Below are 26,173 nucleotides of genomic sequence, written 5' to 3' on the forward strand. Positions count from 1 at the left end.
GCCTAAATTTTAGTATCAGAACGAGCCGAATCTGTGGTATGGAGACGACCACAGCCGCGCTCGTCGGCGTCGCCGGCGGCGCGGGCGCTACCCGGCTCGCTACCGAGACTGCTGCCGTCCTCGCGCGCGACGGAGCCAGCGTCGGCGTGTTCGACGCCGCGTTCGCGACGCAGGGGCTCTCTCAGCACGTCGCTGGCCGCATCGACCCGGACGCCACCGCGGTCCTTGCCGGGGACACCAACCCCAGTGCGTCTCGCCACGACCTCGCGTCCGACGCGGCCGGCGATCTCGCCGTCTACCCGGCGTTTGCGCCCTTCACGCGTCTCGCCGAGGCGAAGACGACCGGTGCGGCCCGGCGCTTCGAGACGGTCCTCGACGACCTCGCTGCCGAACACGACTACGTGCTCGTGGACACGCCACCGGTCGCAGCCAACCAGGCCGTCGCCGCGGTCACCGCCAGCGACGCCGTCGCCGCAGTCGTCCCGCCGGGCGACCGCGGCGTCGACAGCCTCCAGCGCGTCCGCGGCCGCCTCGCGGACGTCGGCGCGGACTGCGACCTCGTCGTCGCCAACCGCCACTCCGAGACGCCACCGGACGCCGACCTCGCCGTCCCCGCCCACGACGAGACCGGAATCCCGGACGCGCCGGTCGCACTCGACGGCACCGGCGCGTTCACCGAGGCGGTCGCGGCGCTCGCCGAGTCGCTGTTCGACGAGTCCATCGGCGTCGACTTCGATGACGATTCGGTGCTCGACGCCGCCCGCGAGAAACTAGCCTGACTCCGGCAGCGTCGCCGCCAGCGCGTCCCGCTTCGCGACCATCGCGTCCTCGCCGTTCGACAGCGCGCTCTCGACCGCTTCGGCCGCTTCGGGCAGCCGGTCGTGGGTCGCGACGTACGCCGCGAGCGCGAACTCGCGCTCGCTCACGGCCGTCAACTCCAGGGCCTCCGTCCGGGAGAGCCGCGCGTCCAGCCAGTCCGCCAGAATATCGCGCTGCAGGGGCGAGAGCGGCGTCAGCCCCTCGAAGCCGAGGCGGTGCAGGCACTTCGCGGCGGTCGTCGGCGCAACTCCGACTGCCTCGGCGGCGTCGCCGACGCTCCCGCCGCTCGCGTACGCCTCCGCCAGCTCGGCCGCTGTCCCCGGCCCGCAGGGGAGGTCGTCGGCGTGCGCCGCCAGCCGGTCGGCGAGCGGCGCGGCGGTGCGGTCGACGCTCGCCACCCCGCGCTCGCGCTGGCGTGTCGTGACCTCCACCCCCGCTGCGATGTCTGACAACCCCATGCTCGGGACTTGCTCCCGGCGAGACTTAAAATTACACTGATTAGAGGCGAACTGAACGGCGGTACCGCCCGCGAACCGACCGGTCACCGGTAGGTTCTCACGGGCCGAAGCGGCCGATATCCGGCGATTCGTCCTCCGTTTAAATACTGCTTCGGGGCCTACGTTCAGGTAGGATGAGTCAGACACACTGCTGCCCCGAGTGCGAGGGCACCGTCCGCGACCGAGACACCGAACGCGTCTGTACTGAGTGCGGCCTCGTCGTCGATGAAGACCGCATCGACCGCGGCCCCGAGTGGCGCACCTTCGGCAGCGACTCCGAGCGCAGCCCAGAACGAACGGGCGCACCGCTCACGCGCTCCCGCCACGACCGCGGCCTCTCCACGGAAATCGGTCGCTCGACGCGGCTGAAGGGCCGCAAGCGCCGGAAGTTCGCGCGACTCCGCCGCCAGCACAAGCGCGCCAACATCTCCTCGAAAGCCGACCGCAACCAGGTGTACGGCTTCACCGAGATTCGGCGGCTCGTCAGCACGCTCGGTCTCCCGCGGAGCGTCCGCGACCAGGCCTGCGCGCTGTTCGACTCCGCGCAGAGCGAGGGCCTGCTGCAGGGCCGGACCATCGAGGGCTTCGCCGCCGCCGGCGTCTACGCCGTCTGCCGGACGAACGGCGTCACCCGAACGCTCGGCGAGGTCGCGGCGGCCGCCCGCGCCGACGAGAACGAACTCACCGCCGCCTACGACGCGATGAACCGCGACCTCGGTTTACCGACGGGCCCCATCGACCCCCGGGACTACCTCCCGCGGTACGCCGACAGGCTCGACCTCCCGAGCGGCGTCGAACGCCGCGCCCGCGAGTTCGTCGACGACCTCGAAGCCGACGGCGGTGTCAGCGGCCGCAACCCCAGCGGGGTCGCCGCCGCGTGTCTGTACACGGCCGCCGCGGACACCGAGCACGCAGTCACGCAGGCCGACGCCGCCGACGTCGCGGACGTGACGCCCGTCACGCTCCGGACGACCCACTACGAGCTACAGGACTGAACCAGCGCCCCGAGGTCTGCGAACCGCGCCGCAGCCGTCGACTCCGCCGCCACTGCTCGCACCGGCAGCCCCGCCGCCAGCGCGCGCTCGACTCCCTCGGCGTCCGGCACCGCGACCGTCGGCGCGCCGAGCGCGTCGGCCACCCGCTCGCTGCCCGAGTCCGCCCTGTTGTACGCGACGGCTGCGAGCCCGGCGTCGAGTTCCCGGGCGAGCGACCGCACGCGCACGGCGTCCGCAACCGCAGCGCGGTCCGGCGTCGTCACCACGACGGCCGCGTCAGCCGCGAGCAGCGGCACTCCGACGTCCGCCTGCAGGCCCGCTGGACAGTCCACGACGACCGTCCCGAACTCGCGCTCGACCGCTTCCAGCACGCTCGCCAGCTCCCGCGGGTCGCCCTCGCGGGCACCGGCGAGCGTCCGGCCGCAGGGCAGCACCGACACGGGACCGTCTCCCTGAACGGCTTCACAGGGCGCGGCACGGCCGGCGAGTACGTCGTGGAGGTCTGGCCCCCTTCCGGCCGGCACGTCCGCCATCCCGAGGTCGGCGTCCACGAGGACGGCGTCCTCAGACCGCGCTGCGTTCTGATGGGTTGCGGAAGACGACTGTGTCGTCTTCCGAGCTCCGAGTTCGGCCGCGAGGTTCAGCGCGACGGTCGTCTTCCCCACGCCGCCCTTCCCGCCGGCGACGGCGAGAATCACTCGTCCACCCGCTCTCGGAGCACACTCGCGCGCGCCGCCAGCGCCGACACCGCTTCCCGGTCCTCCGGCGTCTCTCCGTCCTCGCTCGCCCGCGACGAAACGTCACCGAGCCAGTCACGGACGGCGTCGGGGAGCGCGGTGTCGGGCTCCGGCACAGCGTCGCGGGGCGGCCGCGGGTCGCCGAACTCCGCGACCGCCGCGCTGGCGTCGGGCGGCCCCGCTGCCGCGCGCTCGGTCCACGCCACCGACACCGGCGGGTCCCGCGGCTCGCCCGGTGTGGCGTACCCGAGCGGCGTCCGATCGCCCGGGTCGAGGACGCCCTCCCAGCCGCCGTCGTCCCAGCCCGGAGCCGGCAGTCCGTTCTCGCGGGGCGGCCACACCGGGCCCGCGCACTCGTTCGCCAGTCGGACGCGCTGGCGCTGCTCGCCGTCGTGTTCGACGCGCACCGCCACCAGCGTGACGCCGTTCCGGCGGTGTGTCTCGGTCGCTACGCGCATGCCGGCGGTGGCCCCGCTCCCGGCCTTAAACTTCGACCAGCACCACCGGCGCGCCCAGCGCGGCGCTCGCTCTCGTCGCATTCGCGAACAGGTCGTCGGCCACCACGAGTGGCGCGCCGGGAGCGGCGAGTCGGGCGGCCGCACAGCCGGCCGTCCACGCCGGGCCGTCGAACTCGCTGGGCGGCGCAGGGTCGCCGCGGAACGGGAGCGCGTCGACCGCGCGCTCGAAGCGCGCACTCCAGCGCTCGGCCAGTGCGCCCCTGGCGTCCCGGCGCAGATTCGCCAGCCGGTCCTCGACTTCGAGGCGTCGCTCCCGGGCGTCGCGGGCCTCGCGCGCTCGCCGCCTGGCTCGCTCCAGAGACTCCCGGGCGGCGTGGTGTTCGGTCTCGGCCGCCGCCAGCTCCCGGGTCGCCTCGCCGAGCGCGGCCTCGGCCGACTCGGCGTCCCCGTCCTCGCGGCGCGCCTCGACGCGCCCGCTCGCTCGCGCCACCCGCTCGCGCAGCCGCTCGACGTCCGCGGCCGTCGTCGAGACGCGCTCCCGTGCCCCTTCCAGATCGACGTCCGGTGCGTCGAGGTCCGCGAGCGCCGTCCGGCACGCCCTGAGGTCGTCGTCGTGGCGCGTGCCCGCACCCCGGCTTCGGGCCGCCGCGGCGACGGCCGCCCGCAGCGAGACCGACACGCGCCGGTGGAGCACACCGACGCGCTCGTGGACGCGCCGGGGCGGCTGGCAGCGGACGCACTCGTCCTCGGGGTCGCGAATCGCGTCGACGACCGCGCCCGACTCGACATCGGCGTCTCGAAGGTCGAGCGCCCGCCCGCGGCGCTCGACACCAGCGAGTGAGACTCTCATAGCTCGCTGTCGCGCATCGTCTCCGGAGCAGGGTGCTCCCGGCCGGCCGCGAACTTCGCGTACGGCGTGCTCGCTGCCTCCCGGTCCTCGTAGGCCTGGGCCGCCTCCCGGACGCGGTCGGGGGCGTCCGCGAACTCGTTGAACGCCGCCGTGCGCTCCACCTGGACGTCGCCGCCGTGTTTCTCCCGCAGGCGGAGCGCCTGGAACGCCCCGAACTCCGTCTCCCGAAGCAGCGCGGCGCGGCCGAACCGCCGGACGACGCAGTCCTCGTGCGCGTCACAGACGTTCCGCAGGCTCTGTCTCGCGGCCCGCGCGTACGTCACCACCAGTAGCACTACCCGAGCGTTCGCAGCGACGAAAATATTAGTTTCGAACTACCCGAATCAAACGACTTCTGCGACCTCGAACTCGGGGACGCGACCGTCGACTCGGGCCGCGACCCGCTCCCGGGCGGTCTCGGCGTCCGGTGCGACGACGACCGTCCCCTCGACGACCGGGTCGCCCGTGGCGCGGTACGCGGTCACGCCCGCCTCGTCGAACTCGGTCGCGTACGTCCGCAGTACGCCCAGCACGCGGTCCTCGACATCGCCGAGGCTCGCGTCCCCGTCCTCGAAGTCCGCCAGGGCCTCCTCGACGTTCCGGAGCGCGCTGATTCGGTCCATCAGATGGAGCGCAAGTGGTCCTTGTTCGGCTGGTAGAGCTCCCCTTTCTCTTTGAGCTTCTCGATCTCGTGTTCGGCCTTCCCGGCGTCCATCCCGATCTCCTCCGCGCGGTCCAGGACCTCCTCGACCGGCGCGCCCTCGTCGAACTCGTCCTCGATTTCGCCGATGAGCGCCTTCACGTTCTTCACGCGGTCGCGCTGGGTCTTCGACTGGCCGGTCTCCACCACGTCGGCGTCGAACTCCCCGGTCTCCGGGTCGACGCCGATGTCCTGCAGGCAAGACTGGACGATGGCGATGACGCGGTCGGCGTCCTCCTGCTCGACCGTGTCGGAGAGCCGCAGCCGCGCCGACGCCTCCGCCAGCCGCACGATGGCTTCGAGCTGACGGGCCGTCACCGGAACGGGGGCGTCCTCGTCCGCGCCCTTCGACCGCAGGTCCACGTAGAAGTCCTCGATGGCTTGCTTCGCCTCCGCGGTCATCGTCGGGAAACACGTCCGCCGGGCGTACGCGATGTACTTCCGGAGCAACTCGGGCTCGATGGCGGGTGCCACCTCCTCGGTCTGGCTGTCGATTTCCTCCTCCGTGTAGTTCGCGTTCGCGAGCTGCTCGTTCTGCGTGTTCAGCTCGCCCGCGTAGTTCGTCTGGAGGATGTGCTCCGCGAGCGCCGCGTCCTCCTCGGGGTCCGGCGAGTCCGTCACCGTGAAGATCAAATCGAACCGCGAAATCAGGGCGGGCTCCAGGTCGATCTGCTCGCCGATCGGCTCGTACTGGTCGAAGCGGCCGTACTTCGGGTTCGCCGCGCCCAGCAGCGAACACCGCGCCTTCAGCGTCGCGTTGATGCCCGCCTTCGAGATACTGATCTTCTGCTGTTCGAGCGCCTCGTGCATCGCCGACCGGTCGTCGTCGGCCATCTTGTCCAGTTCGTCGACCGCGGCCACGCCGTTGTCCGCGAGCACGAGCGCGCCCGCCTCCAGCGTCCACTGCTGGCCATCACCGAAGTCGTCCCGGACGGCGGCGGCCGTCAGCCCGGCCGCGGACGACCCCTTCCCGGAGGTGTAGACGGAGCGAGGCGCGATGTTCTGGACGTACGAAATCATCTGGGAGTTGTGCGAGACCACACCGTCGGTGAGGTAGCTGTGCGTCCCCTCGACTTCGAGGTCGTACACCCAGTCCTCGTCTGTCTCGACTTCCTCGATGGTGTCGATGCGGTCCCAGGCGATGTCGTCCGTCGCTGCAGCTTCCACGGCACCGACTCTCGCTGTCACGTCGGTTCCACCGTCAGCGGCGACAGTCTCGTCGACCGCATTGGAGAATGCCGTCGCGACCGCCGAGAGACTCTCCCGACTCGGGTTCCGGCTGCCGCGCTCGTAGTGCTGGTACGTCGAGCGAGGAATCCCGCAATCGGCCTGCGTCAGCCCGAGCTCGTTCCTGAGCGACCGGAGTTCGTCGCCGCCGACCGGGACAACGTCCGTGTTCGTGTTCCCGTCTGTCTCCTCGAACGCCGCTGCAGCGTCGGACTTCCGGTCGGTGACGAACCCGACCTCGGTGACGTATCGCTTGAACATGCCGCCGCTGATGCGAAGCCGATAGCTCCCGTTCTCTCGGGGATGGAGCTGGCTGGTGATACCGAGTGAGAGCAGCAGCGACCGCACGTCATCGAGTAGTTCGCGGCTCGTCGAGGCGACGGAAATCTCGCGCTCCGTAGCGGACACGTGCCCCTCACCTTCCACGAATGCAGCGAGGAATGCGCGCTTGGTTCCGTCGGACGCTCGTTTCACGGCGTTCGGGACGCGCTTCTTGGCCGAGCCGTCGAGCAGGCCCGCGTCGAGTTCGGCGAGGAAACTCACAAACTCTCCCGACCCACAGATGACCTCGCGAGCGGACTTTCCCTCGTGTGGCTCGCGCTGGTGGTGGTTCGCGCCAATTGCGTCGAGTGCCCCCTTCACTTCGTCTAGCACAGCCTCGTCGTTGTTGGTCACCGAGACGTAGCCCGTGTTGTCGTCGCGCTGCTCGACGTACCCCTCTGCGACGACGTACCCGATGAGCCGCGCGAGAGTAGGGGACCACTCGTCCGGCAGGTCGATGTGGACGGCGTTGTACGACCGGGACTCGCGGTAAGAAACGTCGAGCGTGTCGTCTCCGTTCGTCTCCAGCTGTCTCGGTGTAGCCACGAACTGCCCAGAATCGAGGTCTTCGGCCCGTACAGCTTCTGGGCCCTGCAAGCCCGGAACGAACAGCGGGTGGCTCGGCGTGACGGTGACCTCGTGGCCGTTCGCAGTCCGGACGCGGTACATCGTCTCCGGTGCTTCGCGCTTCCAGACTTTCGTCGCGCGGCGCTGCACGAGCGTGCCGTCTGGTGCGAGCGACGGGACCGCTATGTCTGCGTCGTCCCAGACGCCGTCGTCGACTGGCTTCGGGTCGTCGAGGTTCGACTCCACGAGCTCTCGAATCTCGTGCTCGCTGCCGTCGGCGAGGGTCACGGTGGTGTCGCCGCGCACGCACTTCCCCGTACCCGGGTCCCCTATCAGCAGCATGTGGAGGTCGCCGCGGATGCGGGACTCGTCGGGGAGGTGCTTGGTGACGCCGGAGAACAGCTGGAGCATCATCGCGAGCTTGGCCTGGCGGTGGCCGTAGATAGCGGGGGCCATGGAGTCGACCATCTCTTCGTAGATGTCCTCGTGGTCGGAGAGCTCGATGATCTCCTGTTTGTCCTCCTCCGTGATGTTCATCTCCTCGAACTCGGCGTCCTCGACGACGACCGAGGACCCCTCCATGTAGTGGTCGAAGACGGGGGAGTCGGTGGAGTCCTCGCTCTGGTCGAGTCTGAGGACGCCCGTGACGGTGACGTGGTCGCCGGGCGTGACTTCGCCGGTGGCGTCGTCCTCGATGTGGATGTCGATGGCTTGCGGGGTTTCGCCGCCCGCGAGGCCCTCGGGAGACTCCTGCACGCGGAGCTTCTGGGAGTCCACGAACTCCGAGCGGTCGGGGTCGAGCTTGAACGGGCCCTGGCGCTCACAGGACTCGCACTGGTAGGGCTCCTGAAAGCCGGCGTCGCCCTGCGGGACTTCGGTCTCGGCACCGCAGCGCTGGCAGACGAACACCGCGCGCTCGATTTTCGGCATCACGTCGGTCGCTTTCCGAACCATCCCCTGGACGGAGACGAGCGTGTTGAGGTGTTCCGCCCGAATCGCCCGGATTTCGGTGTGTTCGGTGAGGCCCTGCACGCGGACGTGGGCCTGCCCGAGGCTGACGTCGACGGGGAGGTCGTAGAGCCGCAGGGCCTCCTCGGCGGCCTCCTGGAGCTGGTCGGGGTGGTTGATGTAGTCGTCGGCCAGGTCGGGGTCCATCTGGTAGAGGTCCCGCCAGTCCAGTTCGAGGGACTTCGACTCGCGCGGGTACTCGCGGGCGAGCTCCGCGACGTCGTCGCTGTAGTATCGGCGGTAGAACTCCTCGAATCGGTCGACGAGCTCCTGGTTGGCGGCCTGGGCCATTCTGTCCTTCCGGGATAGTGCTCGCTCGCGTAAGAAGGTTCGCAAACGGGGGTGAACGTGGACGGCTGCCGGCCCGTCAAGTGGCCGTGCACCCGAGTGGAGCGTGCCTCCGTCCGGTGGTCGTTCCGGCCCGGTTAGTCCGCAGTGGGGTCTGGCGTCTCGGCCGCAGCGTCGTCTCCGGCCGGCTCGGTGTCGTCGCCGGTCGAGTCGGTGTCCGCGGTCTCGCCGTCGGTGTCGCCGCCGGGGACGGACTCCTGCCCGTCGAGCCCGACTTCCTCGGCGACCGTCGCGCGGTTCACCTCGCCGATGCGGTCGGCGGTGGCGTCCACGAACTCGAAGAGGTCCTCGCGGACGTCGCTGTCCTCCTCGCGGATGGTTGGCCCCGCCATGTCGCCGCTGTCGAAGTCCGGATGGACGGGGAGTTCGGCGAGCACGGGGACGCCGTAGTCCTCGCGAATCTCGTCGCCGCCGCCCTCGCCGAACACGCGGTGGGTGTCCCCGCAGTCCGGACACTGGAACGCGGCCATGTTCTCGACGACGCCGAGGATGGGAGCGTCGTGCTTCTCGAAGAGCTTGAGGCCCTTCCGGGCGTCCGCGACCGCCATCTCCTGTGGCGTGGTGACGACCACGACGCCCGCCAGCGGGAGCGTCTGCAGGAGGTTCAGCGAGGCGTCGCCGGTGCCCGGCGGCAGGTCCACGACGAGGTAGTCCAGCCGCCCCCACTCGACCTCGTTGATGAACTTCATCATCACGTTGTTCACCATCGGGCCGCGCAGGACGGCGGGGTCGTCGCCGTCTGGCATCATGTGGTCGGTGCTCATCACGCGCACGCCGTCGCTCGCCGGCGGCACGATTTCCTCGTTCGGGGTGACGCCGGGCTCGTTCTCCGTCGGCAGCAGCCGGGGAACGTTCGGTCCGTGGACGTCGGCGTCGAGGATGCCGACGCGCGCCCCGCGGTCGTTCAGGCCGGCGGCGAGGTTCGCGGCGACGGTCGTCTTCCCGACGCCGCCTTTCCCGGACGCGACGGCGACGACGTTCTTCACGCCGGGCAGCACCTCCTCGTCGAAGCCCTGGTCTTCGCCGACGCTCGCCCGCAGGTCCGGCTCCAGGCCGGCGTCCGCGACGACATCCCGAATCTCGTTGCCGATGTCCATCTCGGTCGGCGAGTACGGCGCGTTGAACGCCAGGCTCACCCTGGCCTCGTCCTCGCCGACGGAGACGTCGTTCACGAGCCCCATCGAGACGATGTCGTCGCCGTTGTCGGGGTCCTCTACGCTCCTGAGTCGCTCCTCCAGTTCGGATGCAGTGAGTGTCATGGTGTGGTGCCGGGGTCGAGTCGCGTGCCGAGTCGAGTCGAGTCGAGGTCGATTCGGTCGCCTGTGCAGTCGAGGGTCGTTGGGAGCCGTGCTCAGAAGAACACGACGTCGATGACCATCGTGGCGACGAACAGGCTCCCCCACAGCGTCGTCGTCAGGCCGACGAGGTAGCCGACGCCGAGCGCGACGCGTTTGGCGTCACTCGGCCGGCCGAGCACCCACGCCGCCAGCATCAGGTAGACGGGCAGCAACACGATGCCGAAGATGAGGTACGTGCCCGGCCCGACGAACGGGTTCATGAACGGCGGGAGCGAGAGCGGGAGCGTCATCAGTCACTCACCTCCGTTGGCTCCGCGTCGTCGTGGTGGTCCTGAATGGCGTGCAGTTCGACGACCGGGATGACTTTCGAGACGACGAGGAAGAACGCCACCACGATGCCGACCGCGCCGAGGATGGACGACAGCTCCACCGGCGACGGGACGTAGTTGCCCGGGACGCCGTCGTAGAGCTGGAAGTGCGCGTGCTGGAGGCCCTCGACGACGAACAGCGTCTTCTCGACGAGCGTCCCGCCGAGGATGGCGAACGACACCGCGACGATGCGCGGAATCGAGAACAGCGACGCCTTCAGCGCCGACGCGAAGATGTACGCCAGCCCGAGGCCGACGAGCCCGATGGCGACCCAGTAGGCGGGCGTCGAGAGCTTCACTTCGGTGGCGTGCTGGAGCGTCGTCGGCGCGGCGAAGATGCCCGTCATCACCTGCTGGAGCTGCAGCCAGAGGAAGATGAGGGCGAAGAAGCCCAGCCACTTCGACAGCCCGTAGAACACCTGGTCGGGGATGAGTTCCTCCCAGTCGTACGTGTAGCGGAACGCGGCGGCGATGATGATGATGCCGCTGACCGCGGACGTGAGCGCGATGGAGAGGAACGACGGTCCCTGAACGCCGCCGTGCCAGCCCGCCATCGACGGCAGCAGCGAGAACAGCCACGGGATGACGCCGCCGTGGAGCAGCAGGGGTGCCATGATGATGATGGCGAACGCGAGCCACCACACCATGCGCTCGACGATTTTGTCCTCCTTCTCGCTGTAGCCGACCATCAGCGCCTTGTACAGCGGCTCGAAGGTGTCCGGCAGCCGGTCGCGCAGCCGGTGGATGTCGTACCGAATGGTGAGCAGGAGGTACGTCGCCGTCAGCACGAAGTACGCCGTGATGACGGTCACGTCCCAGACGAGCGGCGACCACTGGACGCGCCACGGCCACGCGGGCAGCACGCTCGTCACGAGGCGGTCCGGCCGACCGACGTGAATCAGGATGTAGAGGCCGGCACAGCTCAGCGCGGCGATGGTGAGCAGTTCGGCCATCCGCGCGACCGGCTGGTAGGTGTCCATGCCGAGCAGCCGGACCGCGGCGGAGAGGATGATGCCGCCGTGGGCGATGCCGACCCACCAGATGAACGCCCCGATGTACATCCCCCACGGGACGCCGCCGGCGGACCCCCAGTCAGCGAGGTGCGTGACGATGAGGCCGTTCGAGAGCTGCCGGTAGTAGAAGAACAGCCAGACGGCGATGCCTGCGAGCGCGGCGAGCAGCGCGCCGACGTAGCGTTTCGACGGCGACCGAATCGGTCGTGTCAGGGTTTCACGCCCGACGTCGGTGCTCATGCCTCTTCACCCCCGTCTTGGTTGGCCATCGCGCCGTTGTCGAGGACTTCCTCCTTGCGGTTGTCGACGAGCCCGACGTCCTCGTAGGAGACGGGGCCCTCGACCTGTTCGGCGTGCGGCGACGGCTCGTTGCCGACGTACCGGACGTTCGGCTTCGTGCCGCGCTCCTCCATGAGGTTGAAGGTGGACACCGTGTGCTCCTTGCGGTCCTTGAACTTCGACAGGTCGTTGCTCTGCTCGTCTCTGTACTGTTCGAGGTGCGTGTTCGGGTCGCTTTCGGGGTCGTTGAGGTCGCCGAAGTGGATGGCGTCCATCGCGCACGCCTCCTCGCAGGCGGTCGTGCCGATTTTCTCTTCGCCCATCTCGCCGTCCTGCCGGTCGACGCAGAACGTGCACTTCCCCATCACGCCCTCGGGCGGTCGAGCGCCGACCCAGCGCCCGCGGTCGTCGTGGGCCTGACTCTCGGGAATCTCGGACTGCGGGTGGTCGGGTTCGCCCCACTGGAAGTAGTTGACGCCGTACGGACACGAGACCTCGCAGTACCGGCAGCCGATGCAGATCTCGTAGTCCGTGAGCACGAGGCCGTCCTGTTCGCGGGTGTGGCGAGCGCCCACCGGACACACCTTCGTACACGGCGACTCCGTGCAGTGCTGGCACGGCCGCACGAGGAAGTTCTCGTCGTCCTGGTGGTCGTCCTCGTACGTGAAGACGTACATCCAGTTCGCGCCGCCCGAGAGCTTGTGCTCCTGGTCGCAGGCGACCATGCACGCCAGACACCCGTCGCAGTTGTTGAGGTTGATTGTCATCCCCCACCGGGTGCCGTCGTACTCGTCGCCGCCCTCCTCCCCCTCGGCGGCGGCAGCGCGGTTCTCGCCGGCGCTCGCGAAGATGCTGAGCGCGGCGACGGCCGCACCGCCTTTCTTCATCACTTCGCGCCGCGACACGTCTTTCTCCTCGGCGAGCGCCTGGAGTTTATCCGCGACGCCCTCGCCGTCGCCCGCGTCGACGTTGCCGACGTCGTCGAGCAGCCCGGTGAGTTCGCGGTCGTCCTCGCCGAATTCCTCGAGGATGTCCTCGTGGTACCGGCGGTAGAACTCCGCCTCTTCGAGTTCGCCGGCCGCGACGCGCTGGGCGTCTTTGGCCATCTCGACGCCGAGTTCGGTGTCGTACTCGGTGTCGTCGAGTACGCGTTCCATGCGCCTCGTTTCGTCTTCGTCGAAGTCTGGTGACTCGTCCTCGTCGTGCATTCGTATCTCCTCCGGGCGGGGAGCGACCCGGCGGCCCAGCCAGCCGCCGGCACAGTCGCCGCTCCACCGATACCCGCCTGTATCCGGCCGTTGCGACAGCGCAGCCAAGAACAGTCCACCCCGTTTTCACGAACTGGGCACCAGCCCGAATATGTTAGAAACGGGGTGCGCGGGGGGTGGTCGTCGGCCGAGCAGCGGAGTAACTGGCGACGAAGCCAACGCTTAGTACTCTCCGGCCCTCTGTGAGGCACGTGACGGAGGACCAGCAGTGACGAGTTCGCCGCTCGGAATCGCGGCAATCGACCTCGCGTACGCCGGGCTGTTCGCGCTGGCTGCCGTCGTGTCGGCGGCCAGCACCTGGCGAGCCAGACGCGTCGAGGACCGAGAGACCCGCCACGGACTCCTCGTGTTGCTCGGTACAGCCAGTGGCTGGTCCGCCACGCACGTCGTTACGCTGCTCGCGCCGTCCGAACTGGTCGCCGATTCCGCGTACCTCGTCGGCCTCGTTCTCGGCTTCTCCACCGTGTGGGCGTGGCTGTACTTCTGTTCGGCGTACACCGGCCGCGTCCTCCACCGCGACACCTGGGTGGTCACGGGGAGCATTGTCACCTATCTGGCTGTCGTCGCGGTGAAACTCACGAACTCGTTTCACCACCTCTACTACCGCGCGACCTACCAGCCTGACGAGTTCCCCTTCTTCGTGGTCGAACACGGCGTCTTCCACTGGGGCATCACCGGCCTGTCGTACGCCCTGGCGGCCATCGGGATGTTCATGCTGTTCGAGATGTTCCGCGAGGCGGACTACGGCACGCGCCCGCTGGCCGTCCTCGTCGGCATCATGGCGGTGCCGGCGGTGCTCGACGTCTACAGCTTCGCCAGCCCGGCGCTCATCGACATCATCCACTCGCCGCTCGGCGTCGCCGTCTTCGCCGTCGGCGTCCTGTTCCTCCACGAGGACCGCTTTCTCGCCGTCCAGCTCACCGGCGACATCGACGACCCCGTCGTGTTGCTCGACGACGACGGCCGCGTCCGAGCGGTCAACGACAACGCCCGCGAGCGGTTCCCCGGGCTCGACGGCAACACGGGCACCGCCCTCTCCGAGATCGCGCCGGACGTCGCCGCCCACCTCGACGGCGGCGACGACGTCCTCGCGGTGCGCCGCGACGGCGACACCGAGTACTACCTCGTCGCCGACTCGTCGTTCTCGCTGGGGGCCAGCAGCCTCGGCCGCGTCCTCGTGTTCACCGAAATCACGGAGACCGAACGCCACCGCCGCGAGGTCGAACGACACAACGCCCAGCTAGAGGGGTTCGCGGCCGGCGTCAATCACGAACTCCGGAACGCCATTCAGGTCGCCACCGGCTTCGCGTCCCAGGCCGCGAGCGCCCTCGAAGACGAGGATGTCACCGAAGCCCGCCAGTCGCTGGAGCGCGTCTCCGACGCCGTCGACCGCATGGAGGACCGCGTCAGCGACCTCTCGACGCTCGCCCGCCACGGCCGCACGCTCCGCGACACCGACCAGGTCGACGTCCGCGAGGCGGCGCAGGCCGGCTGGCGGGCCGCGGACACGGGCGACCTCGCCCTCACCGTCGACGGCGATGGCACTCTCGACGCGGACCGCGTCCGCCTCGAGGACCTCTTCGAGGCGGCGTTCGCGTTCGCGCTGGACAACGGCGCGAGCCGGGTCGTCGTCGACATCCACGAGGGCGGTTTCGCCATCGAGGACGACGGTGCGGCTCCGAGCGTCGGCGACACCGAACGCTTCTTCGACTACGGGGACGCGGCTCCGACGACAGAAGCCGGGATGCACCTCCCGAACGTCCGCACGCTCGCGCGCGTCCACGGCTGGACGGCGACCGTCGACACGGAGTACCAGAACGGCGTCCGCATCGAGGTCACTGTCGACCCCACGCCGCTCGCGTTCACCGGCCCCGACGAGTGACTGACCGCTAGCGGGCCGCCGCTCGTCTCGTGGGCCGACCCGACGCGGCCGGGTGCGTCACTCCAGTTCGACTTCCTGCTCCTCGATGACGCGGTCGGTCTCGTTGTTCACGGCGCGCACGATGAGCATCGTCTCCCCGCTGCGGCCGACGTCCCGCGGGAGTTCGACCGTCCCCTCGACCTCCTCGATGGTAGCGTTGCCGAGCGAGTTGCTGGTCGTCACCTCGATGTACTCTGCGTTCCCCGCCTCGGTCCACAGCACGGTCGCTTCGCCGTTCGACGCCGCGATCTGGACGCCGGCGGTCACGGTCTCGTCGTTCAGGAACACGCCGACACCGACCGCCCCCGCCACCAGCACTGCGATGACGAACAGCAACGCGACCCCGATTGCGGGGGAGGTCGCGCGCTCGTCCGACGGAGCCGGAATCATGCCCACCTGTATCCACGTCCCACGTATATGTGTACTCCCCCGAGCATCGGAGCCGAGACCGACTGGTTCGCCGGCCGACGCAACACTCAACTCCGGGGCGGCCGGACTCACGGGCGTGCCCGAGACGCTGACTGCCGACGTCGTCCACGCCCTCGCGCCCGACGAACTCGAGGAGGCCGACCTCCAGCCCGAACTCGAAACGCTCGCCGCGGGCCGCCACGTGCTCGTCTGCCGGAAGGGCGGGACGCCGTCGTGGCCCGAGCGGATTCTGGCGTTCCTCCGACGCAGCCCCATCGAGGCCGTCACCGTCGTGACGGACGAGGGCGTCCCGGAGGGCGAGGAGTTCACCGCACAGGTCGCCGAGACCGACCTCGCCGGCGTGTACGAGGTCGTCAGCGGTGGTGACGCAGTCGACCGCTCGTAGCCGCAGGCGGCGCGGGGATTTACAACGCGACGCGTCCCCAGGCCGAACGTGACACCGAACGGCCGCGGCGTCGGCATCACCGAGTGGCTCCACGGCGGCGCGGAGTGGCCGGTCGTCGTGCTGTTCGCGCTCGTGACGCAGCTCGGCGACGTCTGGTTCCTCTTTCTGGCGGGCACTGCGCTGTACGTCGCTGGCGACCGGCTCCCGCATCTCGGCGTCGACCGCCGGCGCGGGCTGTTCGTGCTCGCGCTCGCGCTCGCCTACGTCGCGCTCGTCGGCGCGCTCAAGACCGCGTTCGTGCTGCCGCGCCCGCCCGGCGCGGCCCAGGCACCCGTCGTCCCGGGGCTGCCCGCGGCGGTCGAACCCCTGTACACCGACATCGCCACCGGCCACGGGCCGGGGTTCCCGAGCGGGCACGCGCTCGGCACGACGATGGTCTGGGGTGGTGCCGCCCTCGTCCTCGACGCGAGCGAGCGCCGAACTCGACTCGCTGCCGCGGGCGGGGTCGTCGCCCTCGTCTCGCTCTCCCGGCTCGTGCTCGGCGTCCACTACGCCGTCGACGTGGTCGTCGGGGCCGCCGTTGGCGTCGTCGTCGTCGCCGCGCTCTCCCGGGTCAGCGACGCCGGCACGCGCCCGGAGCCGGTGTTCTGGTTCGCGGCTGCGGCCGGCGTCGCCGGCGTCCTCCAGGCAGTCACGTTCGACAGCGTGACGGCCCTCGGCGCTGCGCTCGGCGGCTGGCTCGCGTGGCGCGCCGTCGCCGAGCGGACGACGCCTCGGCCGTCCAGCAGGCGTGCCGCGACCGCCGCCGTCGCCGCCGTCGCCGCGGCGGCCGTCCTCTTCGGCGCTGCCTACGCGGCCACACCGCCGCTCGCCGTCTCCTTCCTCGCGGCGGCCACCGCCACCGCCATCGTCGTCGCCGCGCCGGCTCTCGCCGAGGCGTCCGCCTGACCGCAGCGCCGCGCTCGTGGAAACCGGTATGCAGGTGCCAGCACGCAGCCTTTCCGACTGAGTGCCGTCCCAGTCCGCATGGTAGACGTCCTCGGCCACCTCGGGATGGCGCTGCTGTGGCTCGCACCCGTCTGGTACTTCGTCGACCACCGCGAGACGGGGCTCTTCGTCCTCCTCGGTGGCTTCTGGTTCGGGATGCTGCCGGACGTCGACCTCGTCCTCTCGAACTGGCTCTCCGGCGTCCACCACCACGGCGTCGTCCACACCGTCCTCGCCGTCACGGCGTTCGCGGCCGTCCTCGGGCCGCTGGTCGGGTGGGCGTTCGCGCGCATCGGCCGGGCGACGGGCTGGTTCGACGCGCGAGCGCGAGCCCACGCGACGGCCGTCGGCGTCATCGTCGTCTGGGTCACGGGCGTCTCGCACCTCTTCGCCGACGTCCTGTCGGCTCCCGACGCGTCGACGCGAATCGAACCGCTCTGGCCGCTCGTCAAAGGTCCGGTGGTCATGCTGGACGTGCTCTGGTACCAGTCGTTCTGGGCGACCTGGGGGCTGTTCATCCTCGGCGTCGCGGCCAATCTGGTGGCGTGGTACCTGACACGCGGCCGGCGACAGCCCACCGAATCGCACGCCGCGGCGTAACTGTCCGCGCTGTCGAACGCTTGTCAGCCCCCGGCTCCGTCGACCACCCCTAATTACTAAGGCAGTTAACCTATCAATGGGACTGAAGTACGGGGAGTATGAACGACTCGCACTCGAAATCGCAAGAGGCCCACGCCCTCGACGAGAGCGCGCTCCACGACCTCCTCTCCAGTGAGCGCCGCCGCCACGCGCTCGACTGCCTGACCGAGCACGGGCCGATGGCGCTTCCGGACCTCGCCGACGAGGTTGCGGACCGCGAACACGACGAACCACTCCCTCAGGTCCCCGAAGACGCAGTGCTGACTATCTACCTCTCCCTGTACCACACCCACGTCCCGAAACTCCAGACCGCAGGCGTCGTCGACTACGACCAGGACCGCGACCTCGTCGCGCTCGCGGACGACGCCGGCACGCTCGACGCGTACGCTGCCCGGGACAGCGTCGTCGGGGCCGACTAGATGTCCGGCTCTCAGCAGCCCGCGACCGACGACCACGGCATCACGGACGCCGACCGCGCCCGGATCGCGGCCTACCTCCGGACGCCCGCCCACCGCCGGAGCGTCGACGACCTCCGACGCCAGTCCGAATGATGGCTCCCGAGCCGTAGCCGCCGTCGGACCGACCCGTCCACCGCCCGACCGCTCGGGTGCTCACGTCGACGAGCGGCCGGCACGGAGCGGTCGGCGTTCCGCCAGCGGGCCGAACCCGCCGTATCGCTTTGAGCGGAGTTTCCGCCTACCCGAAGCGACTGGCTGGCGCTGGAGCGAAGCAGTTTTTCGCACCCCGAGTACAGATGTGCCATGGTCTCTCGTCGTCGCGTCCTCCAGACGGGCGGAGCGGCTCTCCTCAGTTGCGTCGCCGGCTGTTCTGCGCTTCCGGGCAGCGAGTCGTCCACGGAAATCGGAGAAGTGCAAGTGGTGAACCACGTGACCGAACCCACGACGGTCCAGGTACTCGTCCGCGACAGCGGCGACCCCGTCTACTGGTCGGCAAAACGCGTCACAGCCGCCGAGAACGACCAGGAGGTCGGTGGTGCGTCCTTCGAGGGACCCGCTGGCGAGTCAGGCCAGTACACGCTCCACGCGAAGACCACCGCGCAGTCGTCCGACGAGTGGACAACTGCCGACCTCAGCTCAGAGGACGCCGCGTGCTCTACATACATGGTCGTGATCGGTTCCCACGTATCGGACAGCGGGCTCGACGAAGTCTCGATCATGGTCTCGCACGACAATTCGTACTGCGAACAGGAGGCGGAGAACTGAACGACCTCCCGCACGTGGCTGCGTGGCCGACTCATCGGATTGCCAGTCCGCTGGGACTTCAGTACTGACAGATTGCTCGCTCGTCGGTGGAGTCGGCGGGTACACTCATACCGACCACTCCCGTCGAGAGTCGGCGCTACTCGGGTTCGCGGAACGGCCGAGAACCGGCAACAAAAGCCGGCTCTGTGTTAAATAGTATGGGACCGCCCGAATTTGAATCGGGGTCACGGGCACCCAAGGCCCGAAGGATACCAAGCTACCCTACGGTCCCACACCCCTCCGTACCGCGGCCTCACGCCTAAGCGTTTCGTTCGGGACGCCCCAAGGGTTTTCGCGGTCGGGTGTTTCGACTGCGCTATGGCTGCCCTCGAACTCGCGCTGGTCGCGCTGGTGCTCGCGGCGGTGTTCGGCGCGTATTGGGTGATTCGGGCCGTGAAGCCGTTCGTCGTGAACGCCGTCGTGGGGCTGGTGGTGATACTGCTCGCGCAGGCGCTGGGCGCGGAGGTGGCGGTGACGCCGCTGGCGCTGCTCGCGGTCGCCGTCGCGGGGTTCCCGGGCGCGCTGCTCGTGATACTGCTGGCGTACGCGGGCGTGGCGTTCGCACCGGCCGTCGTGACGCTGCCGCTGGTCGTCCCGCTGTAGTCAGAGAACCGCTCTCACGCCCGTTACTCGTCGTCCTGCAGTTCGAGGTCGGCGATAATGCCGTAGGGGTCTCGGCCCTTCCGGACGCCGTCGAGGATGCGGAACGCGGAGTCGGGGTCGAGGAAGTGCGTGGTGACCGCGCGCCCGAGGTCCGTCGGCTGGAGGCCGTCGACGAACTCGTACTCCAGAAGCTTGCCGAGGGCGTGCTTGGTCGGAACGTCCCCGACCATGCGGTCGTTGAGGCGCTTGGCGGCCTTCCCGCCGACGGTGACGTTCGCGAGCGTCTCCTCGACGGCGGCGTCCTCGTCGTAGTGCGTGACGACGTCCTCCATGTCGCCTTTGAGGAGCGTGAACGCGATCTCCTCCTCGGTGCCCTCCATCGAGGAGTGGTAGGAGGCGTCGGGTTCGACGAGGACGTACACCTTCCCGCGGTCGTGGTAGTCCGGCCGCCCCGCGCGGCCGAGCATCTGCTCGAACTCCTGGACGGAGAGCCACTCGATGCCCATCGCGAGCGTGTCGAAGATGACCTGATTCGCGGGGAAGTCGACACCCGCCGCGAGCGCCGCGGTCGTCACCACGGCCGCGAGGTCCTGGTCGCCGAACTGGCGCTCGACGGACTTGCGCTCGCCGTAGTCGAGGCCGGCGTGGTACGGCCGGGAGGGGTAGTCGAGCTTTCTCGATATCTCGTTGCAGCGCCGCCGGGAGTTCGTGAAGATGATGGTCTGGCCGCGGTACCCCATCGAGGACTCCTGGTCGAACTCCCGGCGGACGAGCTTGTTCTCGATGTCGGGTTTCTCGGAGCCGTCGGCGAACGTGACGTGGCGCTCGATGGGGACGGGGCGCTCCTCGAACTCGACGAGGTTCGCGCGCAGCTTCTTGGCGAGTTCGCCGGGGTTGCCGACGGTCGCGGAGAGGTACACCCACTGCGCGCCGTCGTAGCCCGACCGCTCCTGCTGGCGCTGCTCGCAGTAGTACTTCAACCGCGAAATGAGGCCGTCGAGGCGGTGGCCGCGCTCGTCCTCTTTCAGCGTGTGCACCTCGTCGATGACGACGGTCCCGATGTCGCCGAGGTTCCGGCCCGTCCGGAGCGCGTGGTCGATGCCCTCGTAGGTGCCGACGATGATGTCCGCCGACGGGTCGAAGGCGTGGCCGTCGTCCCGAATCCGAGACGAGCCCACCCGGATGGTGACGTTCGCGAGGTCGCCGTACTCGTCTTCGAAGTCCTCGTGTTTCTGGTTCGCGAGCGCCACCAGCGGGACGAGGAACAGCATCTTGCCGTTCCCAGACTGTAGCCGGTGGAGCCCCGCAATCTCGCCGACGAGCGTCTTCCCGGTCGCCGTCGCGGACACCACCATCTGGTCGTCGCCCTCCACGAGCCCGTTCTCGACGGCGAGGCTCTGGACGGGCAGCAGCTCCTCGAAGCGGTCCTCGAAGAGGCCCTGGACGTCCGGGTGGAGGTCGAGTTCGGAGACCTTCACGGGGTCGACCTCGTCCGTGGTCGCGGACACCTCGTCGTACTTCGTCAGGTCGGGGTCGAGGTTCCCGCTCAACAGTCCCGTAACCTTCGCGAGGTCCTGTTCCTCGAACAGCAGTTCTTCGAGGCGGTCCTGTGCCGCGCCCGACACCGACCCCGAGAACGAGAGTTCGCGCTCAAGTTCGCGCACCGCGCAGTCCCGGCAGATGTGCTCGCCGTCGGCCTCGATGGCCGTCTCCGACGTGAGCGGCGAGTATCGCCCCTTCCCCGCGCAGTACCGGCAGGTCCGCACGACCTTCGCGTCGAGCTGGTAGGCCGAGAGCATGTCCCGGAGCTCGTCGCGCCCCGTTTGGCTGGTCTGCTGGCTGATGCGGATGCGGCCGGCTCGTCGCGCGATGGCGACGAACTCGTCGGGGTTCCGCGGCTCTTCGCCCCCGCTCGTCTTCCGGCGGAACCGGCCGGGTCGGGGCCCCGCGCTCTTCTCCGCGACCTCCAGTTTCGCGCGGAACAGCCGGTCGCCGTCGCGGTTGGCGACGGCGAGGTAGTCGTCCCCCGTCTCGTGGAGGAACAGCGTGTCCACGCGCTGGACCTGCTCAGACACGCCCAGTCATACAGGACGCCGGTATTTCAGCGGTTCGCTTGGCTGGCAGTCGTTCTCGTGGCCGCCACCAGCGCGCCGTGGTACATCCCCGCACGCCACCGGGAATGGTTTCATGACGGCCTCCCACTCCCCGACGATGACCGCCGACGCCCTCCCGCTCGCCGACCTCGAAACGTACTTCGCCGACGAACTCGGCGAGCGCGTGACCGACACCGAGGTGCTGGACGGCGCGCTGAACACGATGGTCGCCGTTTCCACCGAGTCCACGGAGCACGCCTACGTGGTTCGCCGGGCCAGCGAGATGCGGGACAGCGACCTGTTCGTGGGCCTCGACCGCGAGTACCGCGTGCTGTCGGCGCTGGCGGACACCGACGTCCCCGCCCCCGAGCCGGTCGCGTACTGCGAGGACGCGTCCGTCCTCGGCGACCCGTTCGCTGTGACGACGTACCGCGAGGGCGAACCGGTGCCGGTCGGGTCGCCGCTCCCCGAGCGCTTCCAGACGCCGGCCAACCGGCGGGCCGTCGGCGAGGCGCTCGTCGACACCCTCGCCGACGTGCACTCGGTCCCTACCGAGCCCTTCGAGGGCGTCTGCGAGCGCTACGAGCCACTGGAGCAGGTCGAGCGGTTCGCCGACCGCCTCGACCGCGCGACCGACGCTAGCGGCCGCGACGTGCCCGAACTCCGGCGCGCCGCCGACTGGCTCCGCGAGCACGCTCCGCCCGAGCACGAAACCCGGCTCACGCACGGCGACTTCAAGTCCGGGAACGTCTGCTTCGGCCCGGGCACGCCGCCCGAGATAACGGGTGTCCTCGACTGGGAGACGGCGACCCTCGCCGAGCCGCGGACGGAACTCGGCTACCTGCTGTTCTACTGGCGGGACGACGGCGACCCCACGCCGGGTCTCGACGCAATCCGCGACCGCTACGGTGACGACTACCCAGAGGCCGTCGCAGAAGTGGCGGAGGCGGCCGAACACGGGTTCTACCGGTACGCGAACCGGCCCGGCAGCCCCAGCCGCCGCGAATTGGTCGAGCGCTACGAAGCACAGACGGACCTCTCGTTCGACCACGAGCGCTTCTACCGGACGCACGCCGCGCTCGGCCTCGCGACCGTCTGGGAGGACATCCACGCCCGCCGGGTCGCGGCCGGTGAGGACTCGGACTGGGAGCCGCTGCTGGACTACACGGCCGCGGTCACGAGAAGCATCGTCGACGGCGAGTTCGCGCTCTGACTCCCTACTCGTCGACCAGCTGGATGTCGTCGTCACCGTTCGGCACGACACAGATGAACGCGCCCGTCTCGTCGCTGTCGTTCTCGTACCAGTGGACGGCACCGGCCGGAATCAGGAGGCTGTCGCCCGCCTCCACCTCGTAGGTGTCGCCCTCGATGCCGACGGTGTAGCTGCCGGCGAGGACGTACTGCTCGTGTTCGACCTCGTTCGTGTGCTCGGGGACGCTCGCGCCCGCCGCGAGTTCGAACCGGCGCATCGCGAAGTTCGGCGCGCCGTCCGATTCGTCCAGCAGGACGCCCTTCTGCATCCCGTCGGCCGCTCCGACGGCCTCGTACTCGGCGTCCTCTGCGTGCTTCACGACGTGTGTGGGCTCGCTCATGGTCGACCGTTCGCAGGCCCGGGACTTATGGGTAGCCGTCCCGGTCACTCGGGGCGTCCGCCCAGCCCGAGAATTTCGCGGGCCTCGTCGGGCGTCGCCACGGGCCGGCCGAGTTCCCGCGCCAGCCCCGCGACGCGCTCGACGAGCTGGGCGTTGCTCTCGGCGAGTTCGCCCGCCTCGTAGTAGACGTTGTCCTCCAAGCCGACGCGCACGTGCCCGCCGAACAGTACGCCCATCGCGGCGAACGGGAGCTGGTGGCGGCCGAACCCGAGCGTGTTGAACGCCGCGCCGTCGGGGAGGTTCGAAATCAGGTTCAGGAAGTTCCGGGGCCGAGGACGGGTGAGCGTGCCGGGGCCGCAGATGAGCGTGGCGTACACCGGGTCGGCGAGGTCGCGGCGGTCGAGGAGGCCGTGGACCTCGTTCACGTGGCCGTCGTTGAACACTTCGAGTTCGGGCTTGATGCCGCGCTCGACCATCTCGGCGTGCAGCGAGTCGACGAGCCCGCGGGTGTTCTCGCTGGTGAGGTGGTCGTAGCGGTTCAGTGGCCCCATGTCGAGGCTCGCCATCTCGGGCGCGGGGTCCGTCCTGAGGGGCTGGTGGCGCAGGTCGTCGGGCGCGCCAGTCCCGCCCGTCGAGTGCTGGATGACGACGTCATCGGCGTGCTCGCGGATGGCGTCGTCGATGGCCTGGAAGCGCTCGGTGGCGAACGAGCGTTCGCCGCTGTCCTCGCGGGCGTGAACGTGGACGACCGCCGCGCCCGCGTCCTCCGCTGCGGCCGCCGCGCACCCAATCTCCTCGGGGGTCTCCGGGAGGTTCGGGTTCGCTTCCTTGCCGTGGACGCCGCCGGTCAGCGCCGCGGTGAGAATCACGGGCTCGCCGGCGAGGTAGTCCGCGTACGTCACGACTCTCCACCCGCCGCGTCCTCGGCTGGAGTCGCGCCCTCTCCCTCGTGGGCCAGGAATATCTCGCAGTCCGTCGCGTGGTCGAGGTCGTAGCGGTCGTTGCAGACGTCGGCGCGCATCGCCTGCACGAACTGGTCGGCCGCCCCGCAGTAGGCTCGCGGCGCGTCGAAGCGGCCGTCGTCGTCGCGGTACTCCAGGTGGGGACAGGTCATGGCTGTGCTTCGCCGGCTGGTGTGTTAACGATTCGCTGGCCCCGGCGTCCGGTGGTAACCCGGCTGTCACCCGGTAACCCACCCGTCCGGGAGGACATAGGAGGCTGGGGTTCCTACGTCGAGTATGCCGACTACTGCCGGACTCCACCACGTCACGGCCATCGCGGGCGACCCACAGGCCAACGCCGACTTCTACGTCGAGACCCTCGGCCTGCGGTTCGTCAAGCGCACCGTGAACCACGACGACACGGGCACCTACCACTTCTACTTCGGCGACCACGAGGGAACGCCGGGCACCAACATCACGTTCTTCCCGTGGGGCGAGCGCGGCCGCGACGGCGAGTTCGGGGCGGGCCAGACCAGCCACACCGCGTACCTGATTCGCCCGGACTCGCTGGGCTTCTGGCGGGACCGCCTCGACGAGGCGGGCGTCGCGGTCGAGGAGACCGAGCGGTTCGGCGAGCCCGTCCTCCAGTTCAGTGACCCGGACGGCATCGGGCTCGAACTCGTCGCGAGCGAGTCCGCCGCCGACGCCGACACCGTGGCGTGGCAGGACGGCCCGGTGCCCGCCGAGCACCGGCTTCGGGGCTTCCACAGCGTCACGCTCGCGGTCGCCGAGTTCGGGCCGACCGCGGAGATTCTCACGGACGTCCTCGGCTACGAGCACGTCGGCGACGAGGACGGCCGCCGGCGCTTCCGCGCGCCCGGCGAGGGCCCGCACTCCCGACTCGACCTCGTGGAGACCGACCAGCCCCGCGGCCAGATGGGCATCGGGACCGTCCACCACGTCGCGTTCCAGGCCGCGGACACCGACGAGGAGGAGCAGTACCGCGAGGCCTACCGGGCCCACGGCCTCCAGCCCAGCGGCGTCATCGACCGGACGTACTTCCAGTCGGTCTACACCCGGGAGCCCGGCGGCGTGCTGTTCGAGATTGCGACCAACGGGCCCGGGTTCGACGCGGACGAGGCCGTCGAGGACCTCGGCTCCAGTCTGGTCCTCCCCGACTGGCTGGAGGACGAGCGGGCGCGCATCGAGGTCGAACTGCCCGCGTTCGACGCGCCGAGCCACGGAGACGACTGATGGACGCGACCGCAGACGACCGTGCCGGGGACCCGTTCCGCTTCGACTACGAGTCGCCGGTCCTCCGCTTCGGCGCGGGGAGCACGCGGGACCTCGGCGACGAACTCGCCGCCCACGGCCTCGACAGCGCGCTCGTCGTCACCGGTTCGACGGTCGGCAGCACGGCCGCCGTGATGGACCCCGTCCGGGAGGGCTTGGGCGACCGGCTCGCTGGCGTGTTCGCCGAGACCACGCCCGACAAACGGCTCGCTACGGCGTTCGACGCCGCCGACAGACTCGCCGAGACCGGTGCCGACGCGCTCGTCGCCGTGGGCGGCGGCAGCAGCATCGACGTGGCGAAGGTCGCCAGCGCCCTCGCCGCCTCCGAAGAGCCGAGAGAATCCGTCTTCCGGGCGTTCGACGACACGGGAACGATTCCGGTCCCGGACGGCGACCTGCCGCCCGTCGTGGCGGTCCCGACGACGCTCGCGGGGGCCGACGTCTCGCAGGTCGCGGGCATCACCGCCGGCCCCGGCTCCGGCTTCGTCGACGAGGAATCGGGGGGCGGCGTCGGCGACCGCCGCCTGCTGCCGGCCGCCGTCGTCGCCGACCCCGAACTCGCCGCGACAACTCCGGAGTCCGTACTCGCCGGCTCCGCGATGAACGGCTTCGACAAGGGCATCGAGACGCTGTACGCCGCGAACGCCACCCCGGTCACGGACGCCACGGCGAGCCGGGGGCTCGGGCTGCTCGCCGACGGCCTCCGGGAACTCGGTGCGACCGGTCCGACTCCCGAGACCATGGAACCAGTGCTGGAGGGGCTGTTGCTCGTCCAGTACGGCATCTCCCGGCCCGACGGCTCCACGCTCTCCCTGATTCACGCCTTCGGCCACGGTCTCACGCGAACGGGCACCCTACAGCAGGGCGTCGCGCACGCAATCGTCGCCCCGCACGTCCTCGACTACCTCTTCGGCGAGGTGGACGGCCGCCGAGACCTGCTCGCGGAGGCGCTCGGTGTAGGCGACACCGACGACCCCGCGGCGGCCGTCGTTGAGGAAGTCGAAGCCGTCCGCGATTCGCTTGGATTGCCGAGCCGGCTCCGGGACGTCGACGGCCCCGAGCCCACAGACTTCCGGGCCATCGCCGAAGCGACGGTCGCCGACGCCTTCGTCGCGAACGCGCCGACCGACCTCGACGTCACCACCGAGGACGCCGAAGCCGTCCTCGACGCCGCCTGGTAGCGGTTCCGGGGACGCACCCGGCTCGCCGACGCCCCCGGAGTTAAGACGGGTCGAC

General features: G+C 69.8%; 29 protein-coding genes and 1 tRNA gene. 13 read left to right on the top strand and 17 right to left on the bottom strand.

All coding sequences use genetic code 11. The features are described from left to right. Positions 1-38: 38 nt before the first annotated feature. Complete coding sequence (locus tag BMW35_RS10070; protein ID WP_089669313.1) at positions 39-779, top strand: AAA family ATPase; 741 nt, start codon at positions 39-41, stop codon at positions 777-779. Here BMW35_RS10070 and BMW35_RS10075 read toward each other — a convergent pair. Then, positions 771-1,277 (bottom strand): helix-turn-helix domain-containing protein, encoded by a 507-nt coding sequence (locus BMW35_RS10075; protein WP_089669314.1) that lies wholly within the window; start codon positions 1,275-1,277, stop codon positions 771-773. The two genes, BMW35_RS10070 and BMW35_RS10075, sit on opposite strands and share 9 nt — an antisense overlap. Positions 1,278-1,450: 173 nt before the next feature. On the opposite strand from BMW35_RS10075, the gene BMW35_RS10080 reads away from it, so the two are divergent. Next, on the top strand, positions 1,451-2,311 hold the full coding sequence (locus BMW35_RS10080; protein WP_089669315.1) for a transcription initiation factor IIB: 861 nt from the start codon (positions 1,451-1,453) through the stop codon (positions 2,309-2,311). Here BMW35_RS10080 and BMW35_RS10085 read toward each other — a convergent pair. The 10 genes from BMW35_RS10085 to BMW35_RS10130 all read right to left on the bottom strand — a co-directional run bounded on the left by BMW35_RS10085 (position 2,293) and on the right by BMW35_RS10130 (position 12,732). Then, complete coding sequence (locus tag BMW35_RS10085) at positions 2,293-3,009, bottom strand: nucleotide-binding protein (RefSeq protein WP_089669316.1); 717 nt, start codon at positions 3,007-3,009, stop codon at positions 2,293-2,295. The genes BMW35_RS10080 and BMW35_RS10085 overlap by 19 nt on opposite strands. Beyond that, positions 3,006-3,506: a DUF7857 domain-containing protein gene (locus BMW35_RS10090; RefSeq protein ID WP_089669317.1), complete on the bottom strand. Its 501-nt coding sequence runs from the start codon at positions 3,504-3,506 to the stop codon at positions 3,006-3,008. Before BMW35_RS10090 ends, BMW35_RS10085 begins: the two co-directional genes overlap by 4 nt. Before the next feature lie 25 nt (positions 3,507-3,531). Further along, positions 3,532-4,356 (bottom strand): DUF7856 family protein, encoded by an 825-nt coding sequence (locus BMW35_RS10095; RefSeq protein ID WP_089669318.1) that lies wholly within the window; start codon positions 4,354-4,356, stop codon positions 3,532-3,534. Next, a complete protein-coding gene (locus BMW35_RS10100) occupies positions 4,353-4,691 on the bottom strand; it encodes a DUF7855 family protein (RefSeq protein WP_089669319.1) in 339 nt (112 codons plus the stop codon). The genes BMW35_RS10095 and BMW35_RS10100 overlap by 4 nt, the downstream gene beginning before the upstream one ends. A gap of 48 nt (positions 4,692-4,739) precedes the next feature. Continuing rightward, on the bottom strand, positions 4,740-5,018 hold the full coding sequence (locus tag BMW35_RS10105; RefSeq protein WP_089669320.1) for a DUF7854 family protein: 279 nt from the start codon (positions 5,016-5,018) through the stop codon (positions 4,740-4,742). Then, positions 5,018-8,509 (bottom strand): LAGLIDADG family homing endonuclease, encoded by a 3,492-nt coding sequence (locus BMW35_RS10110; RefSeq protein ID WP_089669321.1) that lies wholly within the window; start codon positions 8,507-8,509, stop codon positions 5,018-5,020. The genes BMW35_RS10105 and BMW35_RS10110 overlap by 1 nt, the downstream gene beginning before the upstream one ends. Positions 8,510-8,643: 134 nt before the next feature. Continuing rightward, positions 8,644-9,825, bottom strand: coding sequence for an Mrp/NBP35 family ATP-binding protein (locus BMW35_RS10115; RefSeq protein ID WP_089669322.1), 1,182 nt, complete (start codon positions 9,823-9,825; stop codon positions 8,644-8,646). Between the two features lie 92 nt (positions 9,826-9,917). Continuing rightward, positions 9,918-10,154: a hypothetical protein gene (locus tag BMW35_RS10120; protein ID WP_089669323.1), complete on the bottom strand. Its 237-nt coding sequence runs from the start codon at positions 10,152-10,154 to the stop codon at positions 9,918-9,920. Continuing rightward, complete coding sequence (gene nrfD, locus BMW35_RS10125) at positions 10,154-11,485, bottom strand: NrfD/PsrC family molybdoenzyme membrane anchor subunit (RefSeq protein WP_089669324.1); 1,332 nt, start codon at positions 11,483-11,485, stop codon at positions 10,154-10,156. The genes BMW35_RS10120 and nrfD overlap by 1 nt, the downstream gene beginning before the upstream one ends. Further along, positions 11,482-12,732: a 4Fe-4S ferredoxin N-terminal domain-containing protein gene (locus tag BMW35_RS10130; RefSeq protein ID WP_089669325.1), complete on the bottom strand. Its 1,251-nt coding sequence runs from the start codon at positions 12,730-12,732 to the stop codon at positions 11,482-11,484. Before BMW35_RS10130 ends, nrfD begins: the two co-directional genes overlap by 4 nt. A 268-nt stretch (positions 12,733-13,000) precedes the next feature. On the opposite strand from BMW35_RS10130, the gene BMW35_RS10135 reads away from it, so the two are divergent. Continuing rightward, complete coding sequence (locus BMW35_RS10135; RefSeq protein ID WP_089669326.1) at positions 13,001-14,674, top strand: sensor histidine kinase; 1,674 nt, start codon at positions 13,001-13,003, stop codon at positions 14,672-14,674. Positions 14,675-14,731: 57 nt separating this feature from the next. On the opposite strand, the gene BMW35_RS10140 is transcribed toward BMW35_RS10135, so the two are convergent. Beyond that, positions 14,732-15,103, bottom strand: coding sequence for an archaellin/type IV pilin N-terminal domain-containing protein (locus BMW35_RS10140; RefSeq protein ID WP_245708162.1), 372 nt, complete (start codon positions 15,101-15,103; stop codon positions 14,732-14,734). A gap of 115 nt (positions 15,104-15,218) precedes the next feature. Here BMW35_RS10140 and BMW35_RS10145 point away from each other — a divergent pair, with 115 nt between their 5' ends. The 6 genes from BMW35_RS10145 to BMW35_RS10165 all read left to right on the top strand — a co-directional run bounded on the left by BMW35_RS10145 (position 15,219) and on the right by BMW35_RS10165 (position 18,376). Further along, positions 15,219-15,527 carry a DUF7526 family protein gene (locus BMW35_RS10145; RefSeq protein ID WP_089669328.1) on the top strand — a complete coding sequence of 103 codons (309 nt, stop codon included), beginning with the start codon at positions 15,219-15,221 and terminating at the stop codon, positions 15,525-15,527. Between the two features lie 48 nt (positions 15,528-15,575). Then, positions 15,576-16,475 (top strand): phosphatase PAP2 family protein, encoded by a 900-nt coding sequence (locus BMW35_RS10150; protein ID WP_089669329.1) that lies wholly within the window; start codon positions 15,576-15,578, stop codon positions 16,473-16,475. A gap of 78 nt (positions 16,476-16,553) precedes the next feature. Then, on the top strand, positions 16,554-17,114 hold the full coding sequence (locus tag BMW35_RS10155) for a metal-dependent hydrolase (RefSeq protein WP_089669330.1): 561 nt from the start codon (positions 16,554-16,556) through the stop codon (positions 17,112-17,114). Between the two features lie 98 nt (positions 17,115-17,212). Further along, the gene (locus BMW35_RS10160; protein WP_089669331.1) at positions 17,213-17,572 is read left to right on the top strand and encodes a DUF7344 domain-containing protein; all 360 of its coding nucleotides are present in this window, start codon (positions 17,213-17,215) and stop codon (positions 17,570-17,572) included. After that, positions 17,573-17,704 carry a hypothetical protein gene (locus BMW35_RS15995; RefSeq protein ID WP_281242486.1) on the top strand — a complete coding sequence of 44 codons (132 nt, stop codon included), beginning with the start codon at positions 17,573-17,575 and terminating at the stop codon, positions 17,702-17,704. It begins immediately after the preceding gene. Between the two features lie 327 nt (positions 17,705-18,031). Then, positions 18,032-18,376, top strand: a complete 345-nt coding sequence (locus BMW35_RS10165) for a hypothetical protein (RefSeq protein WP_143052184.1) — start codon at positions 18,032-18,034, stop codon at positions 18,374-18,376. A gap of 198 nt (positions 18,377-18,574) precedes the next feature. Here the strand turns inward: BMW35_RS10165 and BMW35_RS10170 are convergent. After that, positions 18,575-18,647: transfer RNA gene (locus BMW35_RS10170), tRNA-Pro, on the bottom strand. Positions 18,648-18,733: 86 nt separating this feature from the next. Between BMW35_RS10170 and BMW35_RS10175 the strand changes: the two genes are divergently transcribed. Then, on the top strand, positions 18,734-19,018 hold the full coding sequence (locus BMW35_RS10175; RefSeq protein ID WP_089669333.1) for a pro-sigmaK processing inhibitor BofA family protein: 285 nt from the start codon (positions 18,734-18,736) through the stop codon (positions 19,016-19,018). Positions 19,019-19,041: 23 nt separating this feature from the next. Here BMW35_RS10175 and BMW35_RS10180 read toward each other — a convergent pair whose 3' ends face one another. Next, positions 19,042-21,093 carry a DEAD/DEAH box helicase gene (locus BMW35_RS10180; RefSeq protein ID WP_089669334.1) on the bottom strand — a complete coding sequence of 684 codons (2,052 nt, stop codon included), beginning with the start codon at positions 21,091-21,093 and terminating at the stop codon, positions 19,042-19,044. Positions 21,094-21,205: 112 nt separating this feature from the next. Here BMW35_RS10180 and BMW35_RS10185 point away from each other — a divergent pair, with 112 nt between their 5' ends. Further along, complete coding sequence (locus BMW35_RS10185; RefSeq protein ID WP_245708163.1) at positions 21,206-22,324, top strand: phosphotransferase family protein; 1,119 nt, start codon at positions 21,206-21,208, stop codon at positions 22,322-22,324. 4 nt (positions 22,325-22,328) lie between these two features. Here the strand turns inward: BMW35_RS10185 and BMW35_RS10190 are convergent, their stop codons facing one another. The 3 genes from BMW35_RS10190 to BMW35_RS10200 are packed head-to-tail and all read right to left on the bottom strand — an operon-like array spanning position 22,329 to position 23,817. Then, on the bottom strand, positions 22,329-22,703 hold the full coding sequence (locus tag BMW35_RS10190) for a cupin domain-containing protein (RefSeq protein WP_089669336.1): 375 nt from the start codon (positions 22,701-22,703) through the stop codon (positions 22,329-22,331). 44 nt (positions 22,704-22,747) lie between these two features. Continuing rightward, positions 22,748-23,605 carry a beta-keto acid cleavage family enzyme gene (locus BMW35_RS10195; RefSeq protein WP_089669337.1) on the bottom strand — a complete coding sequence of 286 codons (858 nt, stop codon included), beginning with the start codon at positions 23,603-23,605 and terminating at the stop codon, positions 22,748-22,750. After that, entirely contained in the window at positions 23,602-23,817 is a 216-nt protein-coding gene (locus BMW35_RS10200; RefSeq protein WP_089669338.1) for a hypothetical protein, read from the bottom strand. Before BMW35_RS10200 ends, BMW35_RS10195 begins: the two co-directional genes overlap by 4 nt. 124 nt (positions 23,818-23,941) lie before the next feature. Between BMW35_RS10200 and BMW35_RS10205 the strand changes: the two genes are divergently transcribed. After that, complete coding sequence (locus BMW35_RS10205) at positions 23,942-24,898, top strand: ring-cleaving dioxygenase (protein ID WP_089669339.1); 957 nt, start codon at positions 23,942-23,944, stop codon at positions 24,896-24,898. Further along, positions 24,898-26,118 carry an iron-containing alcohol dehydrogenase family protein gene (locus BMW35_RS10210; protein WP_089669340.1) on the top strand — a complete coding sequence of 407 codons (1,221 nt, stop codon included), beginning with the start codon at positions 24,898-24,900 and terminating at the stop codon, positions 26,116-26,118. The genes BMW35_RS10205 and BMW35_RS10210 overlap by 1 nt, the downstream gene beginning before the upstream one ends. Positions 26,119-26,173: the final 55 nt, after the last annotated feature.

It is taken from the genome of Halobacterium jilantaiense, from assembly GCF_900110535.1.
Taxonomy (GTDB): Archaea; Halobacteriota; Halobacteria; order Halobacteriales; family Halobacteriaceae; genus Halobacterium; species Halobacterium jilantaiense.

Excerpts from the sequence above, each read along its gene's own strand:
- BMW35_RS10210 (WP_089669340.1), top strand. The coding sequence starts at position 24,898 with ATGGACGCGACCGCAGACGACCGTGCCGGGGACCCGTTCCGCTTCGAC.
- BMW35_RS10160 (WP_089669331.1), top strand. The coding sequence starts at position 17,213 with ATGAACGACTCGCACTCGAAATCGCAAGAGGCCCACGCCCTCGACGAG.
- BMW35_RS10130 (WP_089669325.1), bottom strand. The coding sequence starts at position 12,732 with ATGCACGACGAGGACGAGTCACCAGACTTCGACGAAGACGAAACGAGG.
- BMW35_RS10140 (WP_245708162.1), bottom strand. The coding sequence starts at position 15,103 with ATGATTCCGGCTCCGTCGGACGAGCGCGCGACCTCCCCCGCAATCGGG.
- BMW35_RS10105 (WP_089669320.1), bottom strand. The coding sequence starts at position 5,018 with ATGGACCGAATCAGCGCGCTCCGGAACGTCGAGGAGGCCCTGGCGGAC.
- BMW35_RS10155 (WP_089669330.1), top strand. The coding sequence starts at position 16,554 with ATGGTAGACGTCCTCGGCCACCTCGGGATGGCGCTGCTGTGGCTCGCA.
- BMW35_RS10190 (WP_089669336.1), bottom strand. The coding sequence starts at position 22,703 with ATGAGCGAGCCCACACACGTCGTGAAGCACGCAGAGGACGCCGAGTAC.
- BMW35_RS10115 (WP_089669322.1), bottom strand. The coding sequence starts at position 9,825 with ATGACACTCACTGCATCCGAACTGGAGGAGCGACTCAGGAGCGTAGAG.
- BMW35_RS10200 (WP_089669338.1), bottom strand. The coding sequence starts at position 23,817 with ATGACCTGTCCCCACCTGGAGTACCGCGACGACGACGGCCGCTTCGAC.
- BMW35_RS15995 (WP_281242486.1), top strand. The coding sequence starts at position 17,573 with ATGTCCGGCTCTCAGCAGCCCGCGACCGACGACCACGGCATCACGGAC.
- BMW35_RS10175 (WP_089669333.1), top strand. The coding sequence starts at position 18,734 with ATGGCTGCCCTCGAACTCGCGCTGGTCGCGCTGGTGCTCGCGGCGGTG.
- BMW35_RS10205 (WP_089669339.1), top strand. The coding sequence starts at position 23,942 with ATGCCGACTACTGCCGGACTCCACCACGTCACGGCCATCGCGGGCGAC.
- BMW35_RS10090 (WP_089669317.1), bottom strand. The coding sequence starts at position 3,506 with ATGCGCGTAGCGACCGAGACACACCGCCGGAACGGCGTCACGCTGGTG.
- BMW35_RS10095 (WP_089669318.1), bottom strand. The coding sequence starts at position 4,356 with ATGAGAGTCTCACTCGCTGGTGTCGAGCGCCGCGGGCGGGCGCTCGAC.
- BMW35_RS10110 (WP_089669321.1), bottom strand. The coding sequence starts at position 8,509 with ATGGCCCAGGCCGCCAACCAGGAGCTCGTCGACCGATTCGAGGAGTTC.
- BMW35_RS10120 (WP_089669323.1), bottom strand. The coding sequence starts at position 10,154 with ATGACGCTCCCGCTCTCGCTCCCGCCGTTCATGAACCCGTTCGTCGGG.
- BMW35_RS10185 (WP_245708163.1), top strand. The coding sequence starts at position 21,206 with ATGACGGCCTCCCACTCCCCGACGATGACCGCCGACGCCCTCCCGCTC.
- BMW35_RS10080 (WP_089669315.1), top strand. The coding sequence starts at position 1,451 with ATGAGTCAGACACACTGCTGCCCCGAGTGCGAGGGCACCGTCCGCGAC.
- nrfD (WP_089669324.1), bottom strand. The coding sequence starts at position 11,485 with ATGAGCACCGACGTCGGGCGTGAAACCCTGACACGACCGATTCGGTCG.
- BMW35_RS10070 (WP_089669313.1), top strand. The coding sequence starts at position 39 with ATGGAGACGACCACAGCCGCGCTCGTCGGCGTCGCCGGCGGCGCGGGC.
- BMW35_RS10075 (WP_089669314.1), bottom strand. The coding sequence starts at position 1,277 with ATGGGGTTGTCAGACATCGCAGCGGGGGTGGAGGTCACGACACGCCAG.